This window comes from Flavobacterium sp. AED, assembly GCF_000812945.1.
GTDB lineage: Bacteria > Bacteroidota > Bacteroidia > Flavobacteriales > Flavobacteriaceae > Flavobacterium.
In genome coordinates this window covers 1,540,878-1,562,230 of record NZ_JSYM01000001.1, presented here as the reverse complement: position 1 = coordinate 1,562,230, position 21,353 = coordinate 1,540,878, and the positions used below count along the sequence as shown (strand labels likewise).

The 21,353-nt window shown below is 31.9% G+C and carries 11 protein-coding genes; all 11 read right to left on the bottom strand.

Translation table 11 applies throughout. From position 1 onward, the window contains the following. Entirely contained in the window at window positions 1-1,866 is a 1,866-nt protein-coding gene (locus OA85_RS06915) for a trehalase family glycosidase (RefSeq protein ID WP_039108780.1), read from the bottom strand. Beyond that, complete coding sequence (locus OA85_RS06910; RefSeq protein WP_039108778.1) at window positions 1,863-3,077, bottom strand: sugar MFS transporter; 1,215 nt, start codon at window positions 3,075-3,077, stop codon at window positions 1,863-1,865. Before OA85_RS06910 ends, OA85_RS06915 begins: the two co-directional genes overlap by 4 nt. 109 nt (window positions 3,078-3,186) lie before the next feature. Next, window positions 3,187-4,923 carry a glycosidase gene (locus tag OA85_RS06905; RefSeq protein WP_039108776.1) on the bottom strand — a complete coding sequence of 579 codons (1,737 nt, stop codon included), beginning with the start codon at window positions 4,921-4,923 and terminating at the stop codon, window positions 3,187-3,189. Between the two features lie 6 nt (window positions 4,924-4,929). Continuing rightward, window positions 4,930-5,856 (bottom strand): carbohydrate kinase family protein, encoded by a 927-nt coding sequence (locus OA85_RS06900; RefSeq protein ID WP_039109427.1) that lies wholly within the window; start codon window positions 5,854-5,856, stop codon window positions 4,930-4,932. Between the two features lie 16 nt (window positions 5,857-5,872). Then, window positions 5,873-7,177, bottom strand: coding sequence for an MFS transporter (locus OA85_RS06895; RefSeq protein WP_039108775.1), 1,305 nt, complete (start codon window positions 7,175-7,177; stop codon window positions 5,873-5,875). Window positions 7,178-7,318: 141 nt separating this feature from the next. Beyond that, on the bottom strand, window positions 7,319-8,236 hold the full coding sequence (locus tag OA85_RS06890) for a hypothetical protein (RefSeq protein WP_039108773.1): 918 nt from the start codon (window positions 8,234-8,236) through the stop codon (window positions 7,319-7,321). Continuing rightward, on the bottom strand, window positions 8,236-9,591 hold the full coding sequence (locus OA85_RS06885) for a vanadium-dependent haloperoxidase (protein WP_039108772.1): 1,356 nt from the start codon (window positions 9,589-9,591) through the stop codon (window positions 8,236-8,238). Before OA85_RS06885 ends, OA85_RS06890 begins: the two co-directional genes overlap by 1 nt. 40 nt (window positions 9,592-9,631) lie before the next feature. After that, complete coding sequence (locus OA85_RS06880) at window positions 9,632-12,892, bottom strand: VCBS repeat-containing protein (protein ID WP_039109426.1); 3,261 nt, start codon at window positions 12,890-12,892, stop codon at window positions 9,632-9,634. Then, window positions 12,885-16,202 (bottom strand): VCBS repeat-containing protein, encoded by a 3,318-nt coding sequence (locus tag OA85_RS06875; protein ID WP_039108770.1) that lies wholly within the window; start codon window positions 16,200-16,202, stop codon window positions 12,885-12,887. Before OA85_RS06875 ends, OA85_RS06880 begins: the two co-directional genes overlap by 8 nt. Before the next feature lie 280 nt (window positions 16,203-16,482). After that, complete coding sequence (locus OA85_RS06870) at window positions 16,483-17,997, bottom strand: RagB/SusD family nutrient uptake outer membrane protein (protein ID WP_039108768.1); 1,515 nt, start codon at window positions 17,995-17,997, stop codon at window positions 16,483-16,485. A gap of 10 nt (window positions 17,998-18,007) precedes the next feature. After that, window positions 18,008-20,980, bottom strand: coding sequence for a SusC/RagA family TonB-linked outer membrane protein (locus tag OA85_RS06865; protein ID WP_231557083.1), 2,973 nt, complete (start codon window positions 20,978-20,980; stop codon window positions 18,008-18,010). Window positions 20,981-21,353: the final 373 nt, after the last annotated feature.

Below are 21,353 nucleotides of genomic sequence, written 5' to 3'. Positions count from 1 at the left end.
TTAAAATAATTCATCGGGCGAAGTCAGCTTATTTAGCTCTTGTTTTAAATTGTCACTCAATATTTGCAACCCGTATTGATACGATGCATTTACCCAACCAAATCCTTCCTTGGCGATATAATCAAATTCGGTTCCTACATTACCATATTCAGCAAAAACCTTATGTGAACTGATTTCTAAATCAAATTTTTCAGGAATGGTTCCGTTATATTCAACCGCATTTTTAGTGATTAACCACAACCATCTGTACACCATTTCTTGAGCCTTATTGAAAAACTTATAGTTAATTAAACCCTCCCACAATAACATTTGATGTGGCGCCCAGCCAAATGGGTAATCCCATTGTCGTTGTGGCGCATCTTTTGAAAAACTATCACTACTCGCTTTTGTACTTCCTGTAATTCCTCCAGTTTTTATAAATTGCGGTAAAGCTGTTTCTACTAATTTTTTAGCTTGGTGTTCATTACACAACCCAGCCCATAAAGGAAAAAATGTAGTTGCTGCTTCAAATGGAAACTGTCTTTTATTTACAAAATCATAATCAAAATACATGCTTAATTCTTCATTCCAACACAATTCGTTCATTTTCTCTTTTCTGAAAAGTGCTTTTTGCTCCCATTCTTCGGAAGAATACGTTACATCTCCAACTTGGAAATTATCGTTAAAATACTCCTTTATCAAATACGCAATGTCCTTTTCGTATTTATAAAGAAAACTATTGATGTCTACCGAGTTTAAATTGGCACATGTATTTATAAGTCTATCGGTAGTATCGTGACCGCTTTCTCTCAAGCTACGATCATGAACAAAATAGACGTCAAGCTCAGCATCAACAAGAGTTCGGTTTAAATATTGTTTTTCAAACTCTCGAATTGGCAAATTGTATTTTTTAGCATACGGCTCTAGAACATCATCAAAATGCCCAGGCTCTACTTCAAATGGCATCCCTACCCCATCAGCTTTGTATCGATTTAAACCTGTTGGTGTCAATCGGTTTCCTTGAACCATCCAAACCGTATTATATTCCAAAATAACTATTTCTAAATGACTTCTCAACCATTCTAAACTAGGCACTTTCTTTTTTACAATTTCGATTAATAATGAAGAATACAATGGTGGTTGTGTTCTCGTTAAGTAATAACTTCTATTCGCATTTAGAATCTTACCGTAATGTATGATTTGGTATTTAAAGTTTTCGGCAATTGACATTGCTTTTTCCAGTTGATTGTCTATAATCAAACCAACACCAATAAAATAACTATCCCATCCATACATTTCATTGAATCTTCCTCCGGGAACTACGAAAGGCACTCCTTGTAAACTGTATATTTTTTGCTCTAAAGCCAAAGCCAAAATACCCGGTTTTTTATTCAATGTATCTACATATTCCATCGAGAAATTTTCGGGCAAAATACCTACTTTAAAATTCTGAAGTTCTTTTTCCAATTCCTGAAAATAGGCAACACCTTGCTTGTCCTTCGCCGAAACATAAAGTGTAGGAACTTCATTCGTCGTTTTTTCATCCTGAAGAATTTGATCTAAACCTTTTCTATCAATAGTTCTGGTCAATTCATTCCAATAGTCTTCTCTAATTTTCCTCGAAATCCGTTCTACAGGATTCTCTTGAATACGGCTCAAATCTATCTCTCCTTTATCCACTTTATTTTCTTTTAATAAAGCTAATTCCTGAAGTAAATTTGACAAATGATACGTTCCCTCAATAACAATTTCTTGTTTGGTGTTTTCATCAACTAAAGCAAACTTTTTAGGTCCATTATCATCTTTAGTGATTTTTTTATCTTTATCGGTATCTTCCTGAAGTAGTAATTCATGGAATACCTTGTCTATGTTAATTAAGAAATTCATATTTTAGAAGTAAGTTTTTTTAATATAAAAAATGAAACAAGCAGTAATGACATTGGAATTAAAGTATAGAAAAATGCATTTTCAGGACCTTCATTTTTGAACAAATAACCAATAATTCTAGATCCAATAGTACCTCCAAGAGCTGAGAAAACAACGATTAAACCTGTCATTGAACTGTGCAGTTTTTTTGGCAAAGCACTTAAAACAACTGAATTTAAAAGTGGATAAATCGGTGCAATAAATAGTCCAACTAATGGAAATGCAAATCCTATTAATGGAATATCGCTAAGTGAATTAATTTCTTTCACCTCTAACCCAACTGTTCTTGGAAGTAGAAAAACAACAATCAGCATAGCCATCACGATACAAAAACTGAGTACCCAAATCCAATTTATTTTTTTTGTAATCACACCCGCTAAAAGTCGTCCAGCGGCTAAAGTAATTGCTAATATACTCGCCATCATAATACTAATGTTTTGTGGCAAATGCAGCACTTTACTATTGAATGTAGGCAACCAAGACATTATCCCTTGCTCTATCATTACAAACAAAAAAGCACTAATTACAAAAACGATTGTTAGAAGCTGAGCAAATAATTTGAACATTTGTGCGAAGTCATCGACCAGATTAACTCCAGGAATTTCCGTTTGATTTTCAAATTTGGTGAAAAACAAAAATCCAAATGATATTAATGAAATTCCGGCCAACAGCCAATACACATTTAACCATGAATCAGGATTTGTATCCGAATTAAAAGCAGGAAATAAAAAGTAAGCCAAGGCAATTCCTATCATAAAAACACCTTCAATACTACTCATCAAGCTATTATGCTCTTTCTGATTTTCTGTAACTGTCCCAATTAGGGAATAAACGGAAACTTTTATCAAAGCAAAGGAAACTCCAACAGTTGCAAAAAGTATTTTTGCGGTGTCAAACGAATTTCCAAAATACATATTTATACAGGCTACAGAAACCAATGCTAATCCAATGAGCATGGCTCTTTTGTACCCTATTCTTGGCAAAAATGACGCTATCAAAAAAGAAACTATAGCAATAGGCAGATCTTTGAATGCTTCGAGAATACTGGCTTGCAATTCATCTACTCCATAATTTGCTTGCGATTTTAGTATAACAATCCCAACACTATTTAATAATATTGCAAACACAAAATAATTGAGATACATCGCAATTTTGACAGCGTTTTTTTTCATTTTTTATTTTTTTAATCATTTGGATAATTAAGATTTTAAATCCCTTCAGGAGTCACTATCTTTATTTTAATATTTTAACATGCCTAATTTTTCGATTACAGTATAAAATTTAGAAACTCATAGTGCTTGTCATACCATTTACCGTATGATCAATTGTAAAACCATTGGTTTCAAGGTTTGCCTTTAGGTGCGCAACTGTGGTGCCATTTACCCATTTGACATCTATAATAGCATCTACGGCATCATTTATTTCTACATGACCTGAAAAAGCATTTGAAGTATTTCTTAAGTGCATAATTTCCAGTTGTTTATTTACAACTTCCGTTTTCAACCCTTGCGCGATATCCTTCATTGCCAACGAGGTACGGTTAATTTCTTTATGTCCGGCACTACCTCCATTATCTGCAGCTTCATAATTGTTTTTACCTGCAAAAATATCTAAATACCAAACCTGCGGTATTCCTGGCATAAACATTTGAATCACTCTTGCAAGAAGTAACTTTTGTTCGTCTTCACCTAGTGCACTAAAAAATGTAGCATTTATTTGATAATAAGAAATTTTATTCCCTGAAGGATCGTAAAGATTCTTTACCCGACCGCCACGTTCCATGATTTTATTCATGATACTTTCTATCTCGGCATCTTCTAACAATCCTTTATTATAAACACCATTTACCTCCTTACCTTTCAAATCTAGAACAGGTATTCCATCATGGCAACCAAGCATATTTACTGTTTTATATCCTTTAGCAATAATTTCCTTAGCCCAACTTAACAAGGCTTTACTAGTTTTATTTTCGATAGTATGTATCGTTAAACCAGGTAAGAAAAAGTCATAGATATAATATCCTTCATTGGCTACCTCATCATGTAAATGCAAACCATATTCTGCATGAATTTCTGGCAATAGCATCAAATTATTTTGTTGTGCTATTTCCTTAATACGCTCTAAATATTCCCAAGTCCCCGGTTTATTAAAAAAATTGGATTCCCCTACTTGTTTATGCAAATAGGCAAAAGCATCTAATCGAAGGATATTACAACCATAACCATTTAATTTCTTTAGTGTCTCCTCATAAAAATCCCAGACTAAAGGCGATGCAGCATTAACATCCATTTGTCCTAAATAGGAACGCTTTTGTTCTACAATTTGTAAAATTTCTGATTTCAAAGGAGTACAATCTTCAAAATCAATGGTCGTGAAATCTTGATTATCATTAATTGCAGTATTAATTACGGCAACAATAAATAGACTTTGCTCTTCAGTTAATCCTTTTACATTTTGCAAATCTGATACAGCAATTGGATTGTAGGTTATTTGCTGATAAAAAGTATTCCAATAAGGCTGTTCTGTACCATCCGGAAAACGCACTTTCAATATAGGCAAACCCGACTTTCTCATGAACAATTTATTGAGAAACTCTGGTTTTGGAATTACAATTCCATCTTCATTTTTTACCCCGTTTCCCTCCCAAAACTCATTCCAATTGATAAAAAAATCTTTAAATTTAGATTTATTACCGTGTTGTAGCATGTCTTTAAACTGAGGAGAAGCGACAGAAAGATGATTTAACACAATATCAAATTTCAACTTTATCTGGAGCTCATTCAAGTCCTTTAAATCTTTTATGTCTACTAAATCTTTATTTATATCATAATCAATAATAGAAAAACCTCTATCTAAGTCACTATTGAAAAAGGTAGGCAACACGTATATTAAAGAAAATACATCTTTAAACTCTGCCATTTTAAGCATGGCTATGGTGTCATTAAATTTTTTTCCAATACTATCTGGATAAACATTCAGCATTACACCATTACTGATCTTTTTATTATTTTGTTGCATCGTATTTTATAAAAGTTTAGAAAGGATATTGATGTTATCCGGTAATCGCCCTACATTTTGTAGTTTTAAAGCTGCTAATTTTAAAGCGATATCCAAACATTCATTAATTGATTTTTCCTTTATATAAGCAAATAAAAATCCGGACCAAAAAGCATCACCTGCTCCAGTTGAGTCCATAACTTTGTCAATTTTTATCGCTGGCATTTGTATTACTTCTTTCCCTTTTTGAGATAATTTCACCCCTTTGCTACCTAAAGTTAAGCAAACAGTATCTACTCCTTGATGGTGAAAAAAATCAAATATCTCTTCATGAGGTAGTTCCTTCTCAAAAAGACGGAGCATATCATCTTCACTAATTTTTATTAATGGATTAAACTGGCAATAGGTTTTGATTACTTTAAAAGCCTTCTTTTGACTTTTCCATAACTTTCTTGCATAGTTAACATCGATACTTAGCTTACATCCTAAATCGTGTGCTTCTTGTGCTTTCTTTAAGATAGTTTTCTGTGCAGGATTTTTACTTAATGCGAAACAAGTAGTATGAAATATCTTGGTATTGGATAGTATTTCCCTAGAAATTTGCTCTTCATAAATACAACAATCTGCTGAACGATACGGTATGAAATCTGGTGTACCCTCGGACCTTGAAACAAAAATCACACTAGTCGATTTATCATCTAAGACGTTAAGGTGGTTTGTATTTACTCCAACACTCGTTAATCGTTCCGTAATATAGGAACCAAAACCGTCGTTCCCTACTGTTGCAACCATGATAGTATTCAAACCTAATCGTGTTGAATTCATAGCAACATTAGTAGGCGAACCTCCTAAATACCTATGATAATCTCTAGTTTCATTAATAAGCACTCCTTCTTGATGTCCAATAAAATCTACAAGAACTTCACCAACACAAAGGATATCTATTACATCCATATTATTATTTATTGTATTATTCACTTAATTTTGTCTTTTTTATTTTAATTAATAATGTACAGAGAGCAGCAATCACTAACAATACTCCCGCAAAACTTATCGCTAATCGAGGGTCATTATGTAAGAAATTTTTTAAAATATAACCAAATGACAGGTTTTGAATAATCATTGGGATCACAATCATCATATTAATAATACCCATGTAGACACCATATCTTTCTTTTGAAATAACAGCAACAACCATCAAGTAAGGAATTCCCATCATACTTGCCCAAGCAATGCCGTAGCCAATAACCACAGCAAAAAATACATACTGATTTTGTACCATTGGAAAACATAAAAGAGAAACTGCTCCTAATAACAGACAGACGAAATGAATCATCTTAGCACCATGCTTTTTGGCTAATTTGGCCAAATAGAAGGCTATTGAAAAAGTAACTATAAACCCAAATGCACCAATCAATCCATTCCATTCCACTGCTTTTTCATATCCTACTGTATTCTTTGGCGTTACATTCCAAACGGACAAAGCAATACTTTTTGAATTGTTTTGCCAATAACACATCATGGCATACCATTGAAACAAATAGACCAAAAACAGTTGCCACATAACCGTTGGCATTTCTAAAACCGCCCTATAAATATCTATAAAAGGAGAAAAAACATTTAATGGCTCCGCTTTTAAAATTGCTAATTCGGCTTCAGTTGGTGGAATTTCTTTAGTCTTAGTTATACTCCAGCAAATGGAAGTTACAGAAAGTACTGCTCCTAAAAAAAAAGAGGCATAAATCCAAGTAGGCAATGATCCCGTATAACCGACGAAAATTATTGGAAATAGAAAAAGAGAGATATAAGCCAAAAACTGCCCGAAACCAGTAAAAAAACTTTGCGCTTGAAAACCCATAGGTTGCTGGTCTTCGCTCAATGTATCCGCAATAAAAGCACGATAAGGTTCCATAGCGGTATTATTTCCAACATCTAGAATCCAAAGCAAACCTGCAGCCATCCATAATGAACTACTAAATGGGAATAAAAATAAAGCAATACTACAAACTATTGCACCAATAAAAAAGTAAGGTTTTCGCCTTCCCCATCTTGGATGCCAAGTTTTATCACTCATTGCCCCAATTATAGGTTGTATCAACAAACCCGTTAATGGACCTGCAAGATTTAATAACGGGATTTGATCTGGGCTTGCATGTAAAAAATCATAAATAGGATTTACGGCACTTTGCTGTAATCCGAAGCTATATTGTATGCCAAAAAAACCGACATTCATATTGATTATCTGCCAAAAACTTAATTTTATTTTAATTCCCATTTTTTGGTTAATGTATTGGTTTGTTAATTTTTTTTAAATTTAATTTTAAAATTCCCAATTCAATACATTATTAAAACAAAAACGTTTTCGGAATAACCGAAAACGTTTTCGAAATGTTAAAATAATCTAAATTTTTAACCTTTATTTTTTAGCAAATGGAATAATTATTTTTGTTTCCCATTCCAATTCGTCACCACCATTGAAAGGATTTGCCAGAAAATTTTCTAATGGTTTATTTTCTAATTTAGAATTATGATTTTTAGCATAATCCAATAATGCAAACCATGCTCTATCAGAAGTCCTAAAATTCCCATAATAAGTTGCCGTCAAACCTTTAAGAGCAGGAATAGTTTTGAATTTCACCTCTTTATCTTGGATTGCTTTAGTATTTTTATCAATTGGAAAACAATAATTAAAATCGAGAGTTTCTTTATCAAGATTCCAATTTTCGATTTCTACATATGGTTTACCAATGATTTTAATATTATTCTGTTGCAAAAACCCTGTTATAACGGCATCATTTGCAATCATGGTTTGCGCTTTCTCCTGTAAAACACTTTTTAGATTAATATACGCCACAAAAATCTCTTTAGAAGATCCTTCACCATCAATTTTGACTTTAAAATTACCTATATGATTTTTTAAACCGTTTCTAAAATCGGTTATTTTTTTAATTTGTTCAACCTTGAAACTAGTACCATAAAAAGGAGCCGTAAGTCTATTGAATAAACTATTATTTAAATCTTTTATGCCTACAGTTACTGCAGTTATTGAATCATCAATGGAGTTCATTTCCCAAATATATTCCATATGGACATTCCCTTTTTTCATTTCTTGTTTAATGAAATCAAAATTTCTATTTTCCAGAATGCTATAATTTTCTTTTTGATTTACTAACTGAGTTGCAGACCATTCCTGAATACCCTGAAAAATAGTTCCTGTAGCAGTATTAACTTTAAATGAAATACTATAATCACTTTTTTTAATAAATAAATACCAAGTTAAAAAGACTAAAAAAAAAGCACTAAATCCTAATATAATTTTTTTTCTGACTATCATTATTTTTTAAGCATCTTTAATTTTTTATTCAAATAATTTCCAATGTTATCCCCCTGAACAACACCATTTTCAATTGCGGCTCTGTAATGGATACCTCCATACAATCTACTGATTGCAGCCTCTGCTGCCGCTTGCTTGAATGACTTAAAAGGTCTTTTTGGCAAGCCAAAAGGAACTTCAGAATCATCAATGTAACTAAAATTATCTCCAAAAATAGATGTCAAAATCAGCGACGAACAAGAAGAAATCACTGAATGCCCGCTAGTATATTCAGGAAAAGGAGGAGTTTGCAATTGCGGTCTCCAGTTTTCATCAATATTTTGATTAATATAGGTCTCTGGTCTAATTACATTACTTCTAAACTTTTCATTCCAACAACTAATAATACTTTCAAAAACTCCGATTGACGTTTTAGTATAAGCAAAAACAGCAGTTTCAAAATCAGATTTATTTTTTTTCAACGCAATTTTAGTTATATTCATCCAATGCGCATCCGGTGAATTTTTTTTCTTGGCAAACATCATGTGCCCTTGAGTTACCGTAGCATACGGATTACAATCCCAAAAAGTAGCAATATCAGATTCTTCCGGAATTACAGTACTTTTATTTTTCTCCATTGCGATTAATTTTTCGGAAATCATATTTCCTACATCATAGGTTTCCTTTGCATCTTTGTAAAAAGCAGAATTTTTATCTGTAGAAAAAGGATATGGTGCAATTGGTTTAAATTGAGAAGCTGAATCCATAACTAAAGTTCTTATTTCACCCCAATGTGGCTCAACCGCGTCCATATAAGCAGGTGGAGTAGGCTGCCATCTTCCTGGCTGATTAGCATAAACAGAAAATTTAGAAAAAGTTCGGGTCTGCTTATAATTATCTTTTCCCATCCATTTTTTAATTCGATCTGCTACTTTTAAACCATATTCTTTAGAAACCAGAAATTCCTTAGCATTCTCATTTTCCCATTTTTGGTATAAACTGTCTCTATATTTTCCTAACGCTTCTTCAGAAAAAATTAATTGTTTACTAACCTCGATATGGGCAATAAGTGCCGCTAAATTTTTATTGACTCCACTTTTCGGATCTAGTTTAGGGATAGAATCTAATCCTTTTAATTGTCCCTGTAGACTTTCGTATTTAGTACTATTTTGAGCCATAATCTCATAGGCTGCAATATTAGGATAAACGTAAATTCTACTCGCAACCGGTGGTGAAAAGATATCATGAACCATAATTCCCGTTACTGTATCCACTGCAGCGCAGTAATCATTCGTTGTAACCTTAATTGAATCTTCTTTTTTACAAGAAATAAAAAAGAGCGTTATAAGTCCTAAAAGATAAATTTTAGATTTCATTTTATTTGGTTTAATTATTTTGTTTGTAGTAATTTTTGAATTAGTTTTTAAGCATTGGCATTTTATAAACCTCTGCTTTGTTATTATTGATGGTAATCAATAAATATTTCTTGCCATTGAAATTGATAATATCCAAATGCTTAACTGCCTTCTGAGTTAAATCGATACCTATTTGATTTCCTAAATAGATTGTTTTTTCATTTTTTATTAAAGCTCCTGAAAACCCATCAAATCGACTGTGATAAGGTGATACCCCAAAATAGTTTCCTGCTGCAAAAACTTCTTCTTTTTTATCCGAATCAAAGTTTGATTTTACAAAACAGGTAATTGGTGCCACTTGCATTTTATTCGAAAAAGCAACAAATGTAAATTTTCCTTTGTCATTTCTTAAATAACCCGATTTTAAATTATGCACTTCATATAATTTTGCTTTTTCAAGCATTTTTGGATCAAAAATTTCTTCTACTGGTTTTCCAGCAAATGATTTATAGCTGTTGAATTTCTTTTTAAGCATTCCACTAAACTGTTCCGCTAATTCATCTAGTCCCATTGTGGTGTAATATTTTCCATTTTTTTCTTTAGCCACAATAGTTTCAAAAGAACCATTCCCATCAAAATCGTCATAATACATTTTCATAGGAAACTCTTGAGAAGCTTTAAACTTTGAATTCATTCCCCAATTTCCAACTAAATAATCCAGATCACCATCATTATCAATATCAAAAGGGATAATAGATTGCCATAATCCATTGCTTTTTTCAGGAAAAACAGTTTCAGTTACATCTTTGAATTTTCCGTTCGTATTTGCAAAAAAAGTTGGTTTCATCCATTCTCCTATTGCAATAATATCAACTTTACCATCTTTATTAAAATCATCAAAAAGAACATCTGTAACCATTCCAATTTTTGAAAAAGTTTTACTTTCTACAATAGTAAAAATGCCTTTATTATTGTTCAATAAATAACAATCCGGCATACTCCCAAATCTATTGTTCACCGAATTATTAGCAATAAAAACATCTAAATCACCATCTTTATCATAATCGAACATTTTTACAACTGATGCGTTCTGAGCTAAATTTGGTAAAATCGTTTTTACTAACTGTCCTTTATTAGCTAAGTATAATCGGTCTTGCAAATTAGACGCATTTTCTCCTCCACCTGAAGCTACAAATAAATCGTTAATTTTATCATTGTTAAAATCACCTATTACAGCTGAAGCATCTTCAAAAACAGAATCATTTTCAATTTCATTATAAGCCTTTTTAGCAAATCCTTTTGTGTTCTGAAGATAAATGGCTGCTTTTTTATTTTTGGCTCCACCAAAGAAAATATCATCTTTACCATCACCATTTAAATCACCTATTGCTGTTGCCGGACCACGATCTGAACGTTGATAAGGAATTAATTTCTGAAAAACAAAATCGATATAATCATTTTCTTGATGCGTGAAGTCAATTCCTAAATTAGTCACTACCTTTTTGAAAACAGGAATAACTGCAGGATGTAATTTATTATAATCAAAAACCTTTCTATTACTATTCGGTTTTATCGTTAATGTTTGGCAAGTTTTAACATTCTTAATTGTTTGGTACGTTTTGTCTGGCCAAACAACTACTAACGAATCTATAGTTTTTGTTTTACCATATCCAAAATGAATCATAGGCTCAGAAGATGATTGAAATCCTCTTGTAGTTTGCAGTTCCTTGAATTGTTTTTTGCCTTTAGAATACGAAATTACTTTGGTACCTATGCCGAAAGTATTTTTTCCGCCAAACTGCAATTTCAATTTTAAATAATTAGAATTTTTATTGGTTTGATTTATATACACTGATGCAACACTATTTAAATTATTAGTAATAACATCTAAATCGCCATCATTATCAATATCTGCATAACCACTTCCATTTGAAATTATAGAGTCATTTTCAATCCAATCGTTAGATTTATTTTTAAACATTAAATCTTTTGAACCTTGGAAAACATAATTAGTCACATTCCCTTTTGGCATCTTCTTTAAAGCTTCTTTATCCAACAATTTAGTGGCACTAATTTTATTTTTAATCTGATCATTTGAAAAATACTTTACATAATCTAAATCATTTGGACGTTTTGGAATTCCATTACATACAAATATATCTTGCTCACCATCCTCATCATAATCAGCAAATAAAGTGCTCCAGCTCCAATCAGTAGCTGCTACACCACTTAATAAAGCAGTTTCTGTAAAATGTTCTCCTGCTTGATTCAATTGCAACATATTTCTGGTATACTGATAATGATAGCCTAGCTTCTCGGTTCTCATTTTCAGCATCTGTACATTATCATCCCCTAATGAGGATTTCAAAACTTTTTCATCCTCAGGAAGCATGTCCAAGGTCATTATATCAGGAAAACCATCGTGATTAATATCCGCAACATCTACACCCATCGAAAATCTACTGGTATGACCAAAATGTTTCTTTAAACTTTCGGTAAAAGTACCATCCCCATTATTTATGTAATAATAATCATCTTCATGAAAATCATTGCAAACATAAATATCAGGATAACCATCTAAATTGAAATCAGAAACTGCTAATCCTAAACCATAACCATTAGCACCCCCAAAAATCCCTGCTTGCTCGCTTACATCAACAAATTTGTTATTATCGTTTCTAAATAATTTATCACCGCATTCGTAACTTCTCTTATTTCTAATTTCAGCATTTCCAAATGATAATTCAGAATGAACAGCATGATTTAATAAATACATATCTAAGTCTCCATCATTATCATAATCAAAAAACGCAGCCGATGAACTGTAATTATCTAAATCTAATCCATATTCAGCAGCACTTTCAGTAAATGTATTATTCTTGTTATTGATGAACAGTTCATTGTGCCCTTCAAAGCCATTGATTCCAACAACTGCACAAACATAAATATCTAAATAGCCATCTCCATTAACATCTGCCATGACTGTACCCGCATTCCAATCACTTTGTCCTTCAACTCCGGCTTTTGCAGTAATATCTTCAAATTTATTATTGCCTTTGTTCAGATACAATTTATTTTTACCTTGATTAGAAGTAAAATACACATCAACCAAACCATCATTATTAATATCTCCAAGAGCTACACCCCCACCATTATAATAATAGAGATAATCTAAAATAGAGATGTTTTTTGAAGGATCGAGCTTATTATTGAATGTAATGTTACTTTTTTCTGGAGATAACTTTTCAAATAACTGATCTTGTTTTTTGGAACAACTAACAATTAGCAATGAAGCCAGTCCTATTCTAAAAAAATTATTCATTGCTTTTAAATATTTTAGGAGCATTATCATTTACAACAGCTATTATTGAAATAGTGTTATTCTTATTTTTTATTGTTTTAACATGCTTTACTTCGCCTTTGATAAAGAATCCTGATTTATCGTAAGGTAACCATGAAAAAGTACCATTTCTTGAACCTAAAAGCACACTGCCATAATTTGCATCTAATCTTGAAAATTGGGGTTTAAATTCATATTGATTCCCACCCAAAACCAAATCTAATATTCCATCTTTATTCACATCTACCACACAAATCGTATTTACACACGAAAATTGAACTTCTTTCGGTAATACTTTCACATCAAATTTTCCATTTCCTTTATTAATAGCAATTACACTCTCTTGAATCGTAACTGTTTTTTGAATAGAATTATCAACTACATCTTGAGCAAATAATTCCTGAAATGATTTCTTGGAATAGTCCGCATAACTTAAATTCTTCTTTTTTATTGAGGGTATTTGTTTCGCTAATTCCTGTTTTAAATGAATTGGTATATCTTTATTATCGATAGAACGAGTTGCAATTTGCTCGATAGTCCCATTATTATCAAAATCATTTATAAACAATCGCATTGGATTAGTACTTGATGCTTTATAAGACATATTAGTTCCTTTATTCCCAAGAACCAAGTCTTTCTTACCATCCTTATTCAAATCTACACAACTGATTGCATTCCAAAAACCTTTATATTCTGATAGATTTGATTTATAATCTGCTAATCTTCTTCCAGTATTTTTGAATATTCGCGGTGCCATCCAATCTCCTACTATTATTAAATCTTTTTTACCATCATTGTCTATATCTTCCCAAACTGCATCTGTAATCATTCCTACTTCATTCAATTTGAATGCTTTTTTATCAGTAACATTAGTAAAATTCCCTTTACCATCATTTTCTAGTAATAATTGTTTTGGATCAATTCCATAAACACCAGGGACACTCCTACTGCCAATAAAAACATCAATATCACCATCATTATCGAAATCGTTTGAAGCTATTACCGATACATTATTATTGGTTGTTGGAATATTAGATTTGCTTTTTGTGAAAATTCCTTTTCCATTATTCAAATACAATCTGTTTTTGTAATTTGCTTGATCTGATTTTTCGTTACCACCGGAACCAACTAATAAATCCTGATTGCCATCACCGTCTGCATCAAAAAAACTAGCGGCAGTATCCTCATAAAGGGCATCGCTGTCTAAATCCTTTTGACTAGTAATTGTATAATTATCGTTTCCATTATTTAAATAGATTTTTCCGCCTTGCCCTTTGGCTCCTCCAATAAAAACATCCTCATTTCCATCTCCATTAATATCTGCAACCGCAAGTGAAGGCCCTTCCTGCGAGAGTTCTTTTGAAATCAAACCTTCATAATCAAAATCGATATAATCATTTTCTTTGTTTGCCAAGAATTGACTTTTCTTTTCAGATAATAATGATTTAGATTTATCTTTTTTTGGAACAAAACTTGATTTTGCGTCTGCAATATTCAAATTGAGCGTACAATTGTTTTTTATTTTTTTAATAGTTTGAAATTTACCGTTTGGCCAAATTACCTGCAAAGAATCCAATTTTTTAGTACCAATTCCAAAAGTCATAACATAATCAATTGAAGATTGAAAACCTCTAGAAGGAATTAACTCTTGTCTTAAAATCTCTTTCCCTGAAAATAATTGAACTACACTTCCTACTCCAAATCTATTTTGGTTGTCACCTTTCAATTTGATCTTTACAAAATGATTTTCTTTATTTTTTTCGGAATTATTTTTATAAACAAAAGCTTCCATATTGACATTATTGACAATCAAATCCAGATCGCCATCATTGTCTAAATCCCCATAGGCCGCTCCATTTGAAAAACTTGGTGTATCAAGTCCCCAGTTTTGGGCTTCATTAGTAAATGTTAGATTTTTATTGTTTTTAAATGCATAATTAGGTATTGGTGTACTTGGCATTTTATTGATAACGGTCTCAATTTGTTCTTTTTTACCAGTAACAATCATTTTTTGCATGAATTCATTTGCGAAAAAATCAACAAAATCCTGATTAGTTAAATCATGATAAATTCCGTTACAAACATATATGTCTTTGTAACCATCATTATCCATATCAAACATTAAAGCGCCCCAACTCCAATCCGTTTTGGAAACACCAGCATAATTTGCGATTTCAAGAAATTGATTGTTTCCATTATTAAGCTGCAAAGTATTTTGCATATATTGATTAAAAAAATCTAAATTTATTTTTCTAAGATACAAATCATAGTTTTCAAAATTTGTCGTAGTCTTCAGACGTTCATCGTGTTCTGGTAACATATCTGTAACGAATATATCAGCTTTACCATCATTATTTATATCAGCCATATCAGCACCCATAGAAGACTGACTTATATGAGATGCCCATCCTTGAATTTGCTCCGTAAAAGTTCCATTTTTATTATTGATATATAAATAATCTCTTTCATAGAAATCATTTGAAATATAAATGTCTGGATATAAATCTCCATTTACATCACCTACGGTAACACCTAAACCAAAACCTATAAGACTTCCATATATTCCGGCTTCTTTACTAACGTCAGTAAATTTTCCATTATCATTTCTCAATAATTTATCTCCTCCCCCTTTAAGAATATCGGCTACATCCCAATCTTTATCACGGAGTTCTCGTTTATTGGAATAGTTAAGACTACTCACGGGAATAAAACTGTTATTTAAAATATAACAATCTAAATCACCATCTTTATCGTAATCAAAAAAAGCAGCATGAGTTGTAATGCCAGTGTCCGCAAGATTGTATTGTTCTGCTTTATCAGTAAAAGTCAAGTTACCGTTATTAATAAAAAGTTGGCTTTTTCTTATTGAGTTAATGTTATTCCCAGCACTACAAACATAAATATCTAGCAATCCATCACCATTAATATCAACCATTATAACACCTGTTGACCATGACTTATTTCCTTCGACTCCTGCTTTCTTAGAAATATCTTCAAATTTGAAATTACCTTTATTCAAATACAGTTTGTTAGCCCCTAGATTTGATGTAAAAAACACATCTGAAAGTCCATCATTATTGACATCCCCTATAGCTACACCACCACCATTATAAAAATTTCGATATTTAAATATATTCATATCAGCACCATTCTTAACTTCGTTTACAAAATTAATTCCGGTATTTGAAGAATCTAATTTAGAGAATAGGGCATTCTCATTTGTTGAATTTTCTTTAGAACAATTGGAGAAAATTAAAATTAAAAGTAGAAATAAAACAATACGATTAAACATATTTAAAAACTATTTGATTAGGTAATTATAATTGACCAATTTATATATAATTCATTATATAAAAAAATTAATACTGGAAATAAATCGTTGTTTTTAAAACTAAAAAAAGGTTTAATTTTTCTTATAATCTAATGATTATTAGCAATTTTAATACCTGAAAAACTACTGTGATAGTTTCAAAAAAAAAACAAAAAAAACTAGTTAATATAAAAAATAAAAGAGGGTATTAAAAATACCCTCTTTATAACTAACTCAAAACATAATTAATTGTAAACAACTCTTAGTAACCAGGGTTTTGTTTTAAATTTGCATTAAACAAAGCGTCAGCTGGTATTGGATACAAAGCATATCTATTATCAGATACATAAGGTTTCAATTCTCTTGCAGCAAGGAATTTACCAAAACGAATCATATCATTTCTTCTCCATCCTTCATACCATAATTCTTTACCTCTTTCAAGATATATTCCATCCAAAGTTGCTGGAGAAGCAGCTTGACCTGATCTAGCAGCAATATCAGTCATAATAGTTCCAACAGTTCCTGCTCCACCTCTTAATACAGCTTCAGCTTTCATTAATAAAGCATCAGAATAACGCATCAATTCGTAGTCATTTTCTGGAGTACCTAAATTAGTGGCATCCGGAATATATTTCTGACTTCTAATACCTGCAGTTTCTAAAGTAGCTCCACCAGTAATCAAAGTTAATGCAGCAGTATATACTAATGGATGACCATTTCTATCTTGCAATGGAGTTACACCACCTGGTTTGTACATTTGACCAATTTGAAATCCAACATTGTTACCAAAAGCTGCAATGATCGCTGGATCTGCATTTTTAATACGTCTGTCATTAGGATTAAATTTATTGTAGTATTCAGCTACTGTAGCAAAACCATTCCATCCATCAGGAGTTTGATTGTAATGCATTCCCATTCTCCATCTTGATTGAATACCTCCACCAGCACCACCTCTTAAATTTTTAGAGGAGAACAAAATCTCTGGAGATGTATTGTTGTCTGGTTTAAAGTTATCCCAATAGTCAGCTGCCAAAGAGCTGCTTATTGCATCAACATGAGATACTACTTTAGTCATATCAGCTGCATCAAAAACATAAGGTCCAGCTGCATCAGCTGCATTGAAAACCCCTTTGTTTAAATATATTTTAGCTAACAAAAAGTGTGCTGCATCTTTGTTCGCAATACTTGCATCACCAGCTACACGAGCAGGCAAACTTCCAACTATCGCTTCTAATTCACTTATTATAAAAGCAGTTGCTTCTTGTCTAGTCCAAACTTTAGGGTCATCAGTTAATGCACTACCAGCTTCTCTATAAGGAGCTTGACCGTACAAATCAACAACATTATAATAATAAAATGCTCTTAAAAAACGAGCTTGAACTACCTCAGTAGCTGTACCGTTTTCTACAACCAAATTACAATTGTAAACGTTTGATAACAAAGAATTCCATGCTCCTCTAATCTCATTATTATCAGGTGCCCATGTATGTGTATGCAATTGTCTCCATTTTGCATTATCATCCCAGTCACCACCTCGAGTAGGCCCAACTAATGCATCACTTGACATTTCGTCTAAGGCGAACATTTTGTCCTGATCTTGAAAACCTCTTAATCCATTGTATGCATTAGTTAATAAAGATGCAGTATTTACTGTACCTCCTGCAGTATTATTAATAACTACACCATCTAATACTTCTTCATCTAGATTAGTACAACTTACCCCTAGTACAATTGTACTGGCAAATAAGATGCTTTTTATAATATTATTTCTTTTCATTGTTTTTTAATTAAAATGTTACGTTAAGTCCAACAGCTACACTTTTGTCTCTTGGGTAAGATAAATACTCCATACCAGCAGAAGGCACGCCATTCAATGATTTATCAGTATCAACCTCAGGATCAGAACCTGAATAACCTGTAATTATAAATAAATTTGATGCATTAACATAGAAACGAGCTGTTTTAATTTTAAATTTCTCTAAAACATCTCCTTTTACAGTATAACCAAATGTTAAATTACCCATTCTTAAGAAATCCCCTTTTTCTAAATATTTAGTAGATGGTGAGTTTGGATCTCCTTGTGCTTGCGCAGAAGTCGCTGCTTCTTGAGTAACGTTTCTACCTCCAAGGAAAGCACCTTTAAAGAAATAAGCATTAGTTGTATTATTATAGATATAATGACCAAATGCACCATAGAAAGAAGCACTAGCATCAAATCCTTTAAAAGTAAGATTAGTAGAGAAACCAACATTTATTTTTGGTAAAGGTTGTTTGTTCAATAATTTTTTAGCGGCAGTACCTAAACCAGTATCATTACCAGCTGCATCAGCATAGATAGAATTTCCACTAGCATCATACCCTCTCCACTCATACATATAATAAGTATATGCTGGATGATTATTAGTAATTACCTGTGCATAAGCATCTGTCAATCCTTGACCGTTCAATCCTCCTGTAGAGATGAAACCTGCAAAGTTTTTAACTTCATTACTTAAGAAAGATGCATTTCCTGAGATATCCCATGTTAAATCTTCTTTGTCAATCACTTTATAACTCAAAGCTACCTCAACTCCTTTGTTGATTAAGTTTCCAGGTAAGTTTTTGAAACGTGGAGATGGTGGCCCTGGTTGCGTAGCTGCTGCAGGTACTGGGAAAATTAAATCTTTAGTATCTCTTTGGAAATAATCCAATGAACCTGTCAATTTATTGTTAAACAATTCAAAATCAGTTCCTACACCATATGATTTAGTAGTTTCCCATCTCAAATCAGCATTTGAATTAGTATCTACACCTAAAGTACCGTTGATTCCATAAGAACCTCTAGAAATTGCTGAGTTTGGAGCAAATTCTTGATTTCCTGTAATACCGTAATTCCCTCTAATTTTAAAACTGTTTACAATACCTTCTTTATTGTCTACAACTTTATAAGCTATACCAACTGATGGAAAATAATCATATTTATTATTTACTCCTAATTTAGTAGATCCATCAGATCTTAAAGTTCCTGTAAGAATTAATTTTTTATATAATGTAGCATTTACTCTACCAAAATAAGATTGTAATTCTACTCTATTTCTATAAGAAGAAACTCTAAATTCATTTTGAAGACCACCTTCGATATTATCAATCAAATTAGTCTGAGCCATATCAAAACCTTTAGCACTTGAAAAACTTCCATCAGCAGTATAATCATAGTAAGAATATCCTACCAATGCATCTAAGTTAAAGTTATCACCAAAGTCATTATTATAATTCAATGTATGCTCAAAAGTTTTATTAAACTTATTTTGACTATTGATTGAAGCTTGACCATGTTTAACTTCAGTAGAACCAGGAACTGATGCCTGAGCAACATTCAAGATATCAATAGTTGGCAATAGTTGACTTTTTCTAATAGAATTTGAACTTTCTATACCAAATAAGAATTGGTATTTCAAGTGACTATTAATCTTCCAAGTAGTATTGATACTTCCTAAAACTTTATTAGTATTAGTATAATCTTTGTAAGCATTTAATAACTGCACAGGATTCAAATACGTATTACTTACTACATTATAAGAACCATTTGCATTATAAATTGGCAATGTTGGATTCCAATACAATGCTGTACCAATTAAATTACCAATAAAACCTGCATTATTAGACAACAATGTAGTTTCATCTTTTATAGAAGCATAAATCAATCTTGATTCTACTTTTAAAGCTCCACCAAAGAAATCATTTGAATTATAAACAGAAGCACTGTATTTATCCAAACCTGAATTTTTTACAATACCATTTGTGTTAGCTGCACCAAAAGACACTCTAGTATTAGAGTTTTCAGTTGTTTTGCTAAAAGACAAATCATGATTCATAGAAAAACCATTACGTAAAACGGCATCTTTCCAGTCATAAGTTCTTGATCCTTTATCAACTCCACCTGCAGCAACGAATTCATTTGCACCCATTACACCAAATTTACCAGCCATTTTACTGAATTGTACTGATGTACTGTAAGCTAATTGAGGTTCTTTTGATTTTCCTTTTTTAGTAGTAATTACAATTACACCATTAGCACCACGAGAACCATAGATAGCAGTAGAAGAAGCATCTTTCAATACACTTATACTTTCTATATCATTTTGATTCACAAAGTTCAATGGGTTTCTTGCTGAAGACGCTCCTAATAAATCATCTCCACCACCAGAAACATTTCCACCATCTAATGGCACACCATCAATAACAATTAATGGACCGTTTCCTGAACGAATGGATGAATTTCCACGAACTCTAATAGCAACCCCAGCTCCTGGCTCCCCACTTGACTGAGTCACCTGAACACCAGCTACTTTACCTCTCAATAATTGAGCTGGCGAAGGAGAAGATACATTATCGAAATCTTTAGCTCCAATTTGATCAACTGCACCAGTTGCATCTTTCTTTTTAACAGAACCGTAGCCAATAACTACTACTTCTTTTAATTCAGCTGAGTCTTCTTTTAAGATTACTTTAACTGAGCTTTTCCCTGCTACACTTACTTCTTGACTTTTAAGACCAATGTAACTGAAAATCAAAACTGCGTTTGAGCCAACATTTTTGATAGTGAATTTTCCATCGAGATCTGTTTGTGCTCCATTTGTTGTTCCTTTAACTAATATAGAAGCCCCTGGAAGCGGACCACTAGCATCTGATACTGTACCGGACACATCTTGCGAATAAGTCAAACTAGTACATAGCATCGTTAGAAACACCATCAAGCCTTTTAATAGACTATTTTTCATACGTAATAAATAAGTTGGTTAATAATTTGTTTTAATGGTTTGTTTTAAAATATGTGGTAAACATAATACTAATTTTATGATAAAATTAAGAAAATTACAAACTATAACGTTTTCGTTGAGTCGAAAACGTTTTCGATTTTAAAATTAATACTTCAAAAAATTAATACTAAAATTATATAAAATTTAAAAAAAAGCGTTAAAAAAAACACATTGTCATAATTTGACTTAATTTACCATATTCAATACTTAAACATATGTCAAAAAAAAGGCTTTATAACGAAAATCGTTACAGATTCTCTAATCTAAAAGCCTTTTTCGTACTTATTTATCAAATAGCCTTTAATTCTAAAATTAGCATTCTTTCTAATCGAAT

Excerpts from the sequence above, each read along its gene's own strand:
- OA85_RS06915 (WP_039108780.1), bottom strand. The coding sequence starts at position 1,866 with ATGAATTTCTTAATTAACATAGACAAGGTATTCCATGAATTACTACTT.
- OA85_RS06910 (WP_039108778.1), bottom strand. The coding sequence starts at position 3,077 with ATGAAAAAAAACGCTGTCAAAATTGCGATGTATCTCAATTATTTTGTG.
- OA85_RS06905 (WP_039108776.1), bottom strand. The coding sequence starts at position 4,923 with ATGCAACAAAATAATAAAAAGATCAGTAATGGTGTAATGCTGAATGTT.
- OA85_RS06900 (WP_039109427.1), bottom strand. The coding sequence starts at position 5,856 with ATGGATGTAATAGATATCCTTTGTGTTGGTGAAGTTCTTGTAGATTTT.
- OA85_RS06895 (WP_039108775.1), bottom strand. The coding sequence starts at position 7,177 with ATGGGAATTAAAATAAAATTAAGTTTTTGGCAGATAATCAATATGAAT.
- OA85_RS06890 (WP_039108773.1), bottom strand. The coding sequence starts at position 8,236 with ATGATAGTCAGAAAAAAAATTATATTAGGATTTAGTGCTTTTTTTTTA.
- OA85_RS06885 (WP_039108772.1), bottom strand. The coding sequence starts at position 9,591 with ATGAAATCTAAAATTTATCTTTTAGGACTTATAACGCTCTTTTTTATT.
- OA85_RS06880 (WP_039109426.1), bottom strand. The coding sequence starts at position 12,892 with ATGAATAATTTTTTTAGAATAGGACTGGCTTCATTGCTAATTGTTAGT.
- OA85_RS06875 (WP_039108770.1), bottom strand. The coding sequence starts at position 16,202 with ATGTTTAATCGTATTGTTTTATTTCTACTTTTAATTTTAATTTTCTCC.
- OA85_RS06870 (WP_039108768.1), bottom strand. The coding sequence starts at position 17,997 with ATGAAAAGAAATAATATTATAAAAAGCATCTTATTTGCCAGTACAATT.
- OA85_RS06865 (WP_231557083.1), bottom strand. The coding sequence starts at position 20,980 with ATGAAAAATAGTCTATTAAAAGGCTTGATGGTGTTTCTAACGATGCTA.